This window comes from Veillonella dispar, assembly GCF_937975875.1.
In the GTDB taxonomy this organism is placed as follows: Bacteria; Bacillota; Negativicutes; order Veillonellales; family Veillonellaceae; genus Veillonella; species Veillonella dispar_B.
Genome location: NZ_CALJSP010000057.1, coordinates 1 through 5546, shown reverse-complemented (window position 1 = coordinate 5546; position 5546 = coordinate 1). Strand labels below are relative to the sequence as shown.

The 5546-nt window shown below is 39.6% G+C and carries 4 protein-coding genes; all 4 read right to left on the bottom strand.

What is annotated here, in order from left to right; genetic code table 11:
• Window positions 1–62 precede the first annotated feature (62 nt).
• Window positions 63–1394, bottom strand: coding sequence for a putrescine-ornithine antiporter (gene potE / locus Q7P05_RS02965; RefSeq protein ID WP_303930342.1), 1332 nt, complete (start codon window positions 1392–1394; stop codon window positions 63–65).
• A 617-nt stretch (window positions 1395–2011) separates the two neighbouring features.
• Window positions 2012–3439, bottom strand: a complete 1428-nt coding sequence (argH, locus tag Q7P05_RS02960; RefSeq protein ID WP_303930340.1) for an argininosuccinate lyase — start codon at window positions 3437–3439, stop codon at window positions 2012–2014.
• Window positions 3439–4650, bottom strand: a complete 1212-nt coding sequence (locus Q7P05_RS02955) for an argininosuccinate synthase (RefSeq protein WP_005381291.1) — start codon at window positions 4648–4650, stop codon at window positions 3439–3441. The genes argH and Q7P05_RS02955 overlap by 1 nt, the downstream gene beginning before the upstream one ends.
• A gap of 264 nt (window positions 4651–4914) precedes the next feature.
• Window positions 4915–5546: transglycosylase domain-containing protein (locus tag Q7P05_RS02950; RefSeq protein WP_303930338.1), on the bottom strand; the 632-nt coding region annotated here is incomplete at its 5' end.

Genomic DNA, 5546 nt, shown 5'->3' with positions numbered 1-5546 from the left:
GTACAATACAAAAAAGAGGCTGTTACTAAGTAACAGCCTCTTATAAGACGAGAGTTATTTAATTAATCGATACTTTGTTGTAAGCGGTGCGCTTTGCGTGTAGCCCACGCTTTACGCAAAACATAGATCACAAGACCAATGCTTACTGCCACGGCACTACCAACCATAGCATCAAAGCCACATGCATAGATAGCATATAAGCAATACACAACGCCTGCACCAAATACGTAATTGGAGCGTTTAATACGGCTTTCAGCTACGCCAGCCATACGCATCATTGTAGGTACTGCTAAGATGCACAATACATATGGTACTACGTTAGTTACAACCGCTAAGTTTACTAAGATTTCAAATTGCTCACGCAAGGAGTCGCTTGCAGTGAACAATGTAAGTAATGTTTCAACAGCGAGTAAAATGAATACGCCACGAACAGGAGCATCCTTACTATTTACACGAGCGAATACTTTAGGGAAGTAACCATGTTCCGCTGCGCTTTTAAATACGCGAGACAATGTGAATTGCCAGCAAAGTAAAGCACCAAAGCAAGAAATAACCATAGCAGCCATAACGATGTTTGCAATTGTATCATTGAACATGTATACGAATGTCAAACCGAATGGTGCATTAGAATTTAATAAGTCGATGTTAGGCACGATACCGGCCATAACATTTGTGGACAAGATGTAAACCACTGCCACTGCTAATGTACCTGCCACAGTTGCGATAGGTACGTTTTTCTTTGGATTCTCAACAGCATCAGCATTAGCCGCTGCGGACTCAAACCCTAGGAAGCCCCACAAAGTGAGGGAAATGGATTGTTTTACTGCATCGTAAAACGGAAGATCATTTGGGTTCCAAGCCGCCCAATAAATAGACGGGTCAAACCAATACCAGCCGATTGTACCAATTAATAAAACCGGCACAATAGAGCCCCAAATAGTCATGTTGCTGAGTCGACCTGTGAAGCGATTACCACGGAAGTTTAAAATCGCTGCAAACCACAAAAGCACAATTGTTACTTGGCTTGTTTGTGTTGCATTAAGGTCAACACCAAAGAAAGCTGCGCCATAACCTACGGCAGATACCGCGATGGCGATATTAGCAATGATGAGAGATATGCTGTAAGCATAGCTCGCCATAAAATGTCCAGTTTTACCGAAGCGGTGTTCTGCATAACCGCCCATGCCCCCTCTAATCTGGGAGAACATACCCGCTTGAGCAAAAATATACGCTAACAGAAGCGCACCCACAGCTGTTACGAGCCAAGATAAAACTGAAATAGTACCAACTTGAGCCAAATTAGTTGGTAACATAATGATCCCAGCTCCTAGCATATTGGCTGCTACCATTGTGGTTAGCTGGAATACAGACATTTTTTTAGCGGTGGTTTTCATGTATCAATCCCCTTTCACTAAGGTGAATTTTTTCTCGTCCATAATTCACTTAAATATAATATACCGCTAAGTAAATTCAGTTCGTGCTGTGATGGGCTTGAATGTGAATTTACCGTTTTTATTCTTATTACGTTTTAAATAATAACACCTGTGAACCCAAAATGAAAGTACTTTATTGGCGGACAAGCAATATTACACGAATTGAATAAATTATAGTTAATTTATCATCTAAAACGAACAGAACTCATTTTAACGATGACAGTGTGTATTTTTACCCTATTTTATTCTGTGTATATATGTGATTTTTACTATCTATCACGGTTATAGTGTCGTAGTACAAGACTATTATTTTTGCACAGTCCACTGTATGCGTACACAAATTTATACTATTTTAATAGTAATTTATCAATTAGAATACCTCTTTTCTAGAAATTATCTATCATTCAAATAAAAAAATCGATATACACATAAGCTTAAAGGTTAATATAAAGCACTTTAACATAAGACTTATATGTATATCGATCTTAAATTTTCAATGTCACAAGTAACGATTACTCTGAATGTTACTCTCGTACAGTATGTAGCCCTAAATCAAAACATTAGGCTTACTAAAGCAGTTATGCTTGCACAGATTCAACAATTGCTTTCCACTGAGCAATTTGTTTTTCTTCTCCGGCGATAACAGCTTTACCATTGTTCCGTTGTCTTTCCACACATTCTGGAGCAGTACCAGAATAGTTATTACGGCCAGCTATGCAAGCTTCGATGGAAATAGCATCAAGGATATCTGCATCAAAATGATCGGATATAGCTTTAAAATCCTCAACGGATAAATCAAGCAATACGCACCCTTTTTCGATGCAATGATGAACAGCATTACCTACGATTTCGTGAGCTTCACGGAATGGAACGCCTTTTTTCGCAAGGTAATCGGCCATATCTGTAGCATTAGAGAAGTCATCATCGAGGACAGCTTTCATATGCGCCCCATTGACCTTCATACCGCGGACCATAGCCGCATTAATGGACAATGCAAAGTGTACTGTATCGATAGCATCAAAAATGCCCTCTTTATCCTCTTGCATATCTTTATTATAGGTAAGTGGCAAGCCTTTTAATGTAGTTAATAAACCTAACAAGTGACCATAGGTACGACCTGTTTTACCACGAACAAGTTCACATACGTCAGGATTTTTCTTTTGTGGCATAATGCTAGAGCCTGTGCAATGAGCATCATCGAGTTCAATGAAGTTAAACTCATTGGTAGACCACAAAATCAATTCTTCGCTAAGGCGGCTCAAGTGCATCATCATAAGAGATGCAAAGGACAAGAATTCAACTACATAGTCACGGTCGGATACGGCATCCATACTATTTTCGTAAATACGAGAGAAGCCGAGTAGCTTTTGCGTATAGGTTTGATCAATACCGTATGTAGAACCTGCTAAGGCCCCTGCACCAAGTGGCATGATGTCTGCGTGTTTGAAGACCATCAACAAACGGTCAAAGTCGCGTTCTAGCATAGAGAAGTATGCCATCATATGATGACCAAATAATACAGGTTGCGCCCGTTGTAAATGCGTATAGCCAGGCATGATAACATCACTGTATTTTTCAGCTGTTTCGATGAGAGCTTTTTGCATATCTACGATAAGCTCGCCCATTTCTACTACGGCTTTACGCACGTACATGTGCAAATCTACTGCACATTGGTCATTACGGCTACGGCCTGTATGTAAGCGCCCACCGGCTTCACCGATATCATCTGTTAGGCGCTTTTCAATATTCATATGAATATCTTCAAGAGCCACGGACAATGGGAACTCACCTTTATCGATTTGGCCTTTAATCTTTGTTAAGCCCTCAACAATAGCGTCCCGATCTGCGTCGGAGATAATATTTTGTTTTGCTAGCATTGTAGCATGTGCTTTACTGCCTGCAATATCTTCGGCGTACATCCGCGCATCAAAAGCGATAGAGGATGTAAAATCCTCTACCGCTTTATCAGTGCCTTTTGTGAAACGCCCGCCCCACAATTTAGCCATTATTTACCTGCCTTTTCTTTCATTAATGCATTAATTTTAAGAGGTAAACCGAACAAGTTGATGAAACCAGCCGCATCAGCTTGGTTATATACATCATCTTCTTCAAATGTTACGAAATCTTCGCTGTACAAGGAGTATGGAGAAGTTGCACCAGCAGAGATAATGTTGCCTTTGTACAATTTAAGTTTTACTTCACCAGTTACAGTTTTTTGAGTTTCATCAACGAATGCTTGCAAAGCGTTCATCAATGGTGCGAACCACATGCCATCGTATACGAGTTCAGCGTATTTGTTAGCAATAAGTTCTTTGTAGTGGTATGTAGCTCTGTCGAGGCAAAGGTATTCAAGTTCTCTGTGAGCATACATGATGATGGATCCACCTGGGTTTTCATAAACGCCACGGGATTTCATGCCTACTAATCTATTTTCAACGATATCTACAACGCCTACGCCATAGTGTGCACCGATTTCGTTGAGTTTTTCTAACAATTGTAATGGAGTACCTTCTTGGCCATCTACTGCTACAGGTACGCCATCTTTGAAGGATACAGTTACATAACCAGCTTCATCTGGAGCTTGTTCAGGAGTATGTGTTACCAAGTACACATCATCTTTAGGAGCATTTGCTGGATTTTCAAGATCGCCGCCTTCATGGGACAAATGCCATACGTTTTGGTCCATAGAATATGGATGAGATTTTGTAGCTACAACTGGAATATCGTGTTTAGCAGCGTATTCCATGCAGTCTGTTCTGGATTTCAAATCCCATTCTCTCCAAGGAGCAATGATTTTCATGTTAGGAGCCAATGCTTTGATAGCAAGTTCGAAACGAACTTGGTCATTACCTTTACCAGTCGCACCGTGAGCGATTGCATCAGCGCCTTCTTTTTTAGCAATATCTACGAGGATTTTACCGATCAAAGGTCTAGCGAAGGATGTACCTAATAAATATTTACCTTCATAAACCGCACCAGCTTTTACTGTTGGCCACACATAATCTTTTACGAACTCTTCTTTAGCGTCCACAATATACGCTTTAGAAGCACCAGATTTGATCGCTTTTTTCTCAACTGCATCATAATCCTCAGGTTGACCCAAGTCTACGCATACGGCGATAACTTCAGCGCCATAATTTTCTTTTAACCAAGGAATGATAACGGATGTGTCTAAACCACCAGAATATGCGAGTACTACTTTATTTGCTTTACCCATGATAACACCTCATAAAAAACTTACTATGTATTTTAACTCATATAATCAATATTATATCAGATAATTGTGAAAGCACCGTGGCATCTAGCTCAACGGTCATGCCCTCTTTCTGACAAAAAATAGTATACACCTGTATAATTATAAATGCAAGTATTATTTTTATTCAATTTAATAATATATTTCGGAACGTAACTATTTGTCAAAAAAAAATCTCTGTTAGCCAATTATCAATCAACTAACAGAGATGTTACTATAGTTATTTAATTATTCGTCCACAAGGCCCAAATCTTGTTTGTATGCATAATCAGCTTCGGCTTGTGTAATCATTCCTTGGTCTACCATTTGTTCGAGTACTAGTTTTTGTCGTGCCTTAGCCCCTTTATAGTTCGTATAAGGATCTAAGTAGGATGGTGCATTAGGTAAGGCTGCGAGCATAGCACTTTGACCTAGTGTCAATCGGCTTGGGCTTGTCCCAAAGTATCCATGAGCTGCTTCGTAGATACCGTAGTAATTGTGACCATAATATACGGTATTTAAATACATGGTGAGAATTTCTTCCTTCGTGTAGTAATGTTCCATTTCACTAGCAAGGATTGCTTCCTCTACCTTACGACTCATGATGCGTTTTGATGAAAGGAAGAGATTTTTTACTACTTGTTGTGTAATAGTACTACCCCCCTCTACAGTTTCGCCTGCTATAGTATTGGTATAAAAGGCGCGAATAATACCGAGCACATCAATAGCTCCATGTTTATAATACCGCTTATCTTCAATAGCGATTAGTGCATTTTTTGTGTACTCAGGAATAACATCCCCTTTCACCCAATGTTCTTTTGAAACACGTTGATTAAGAGCTATCTGTACTTTATCTCTAAATGTAAACAGTCGTATAATTC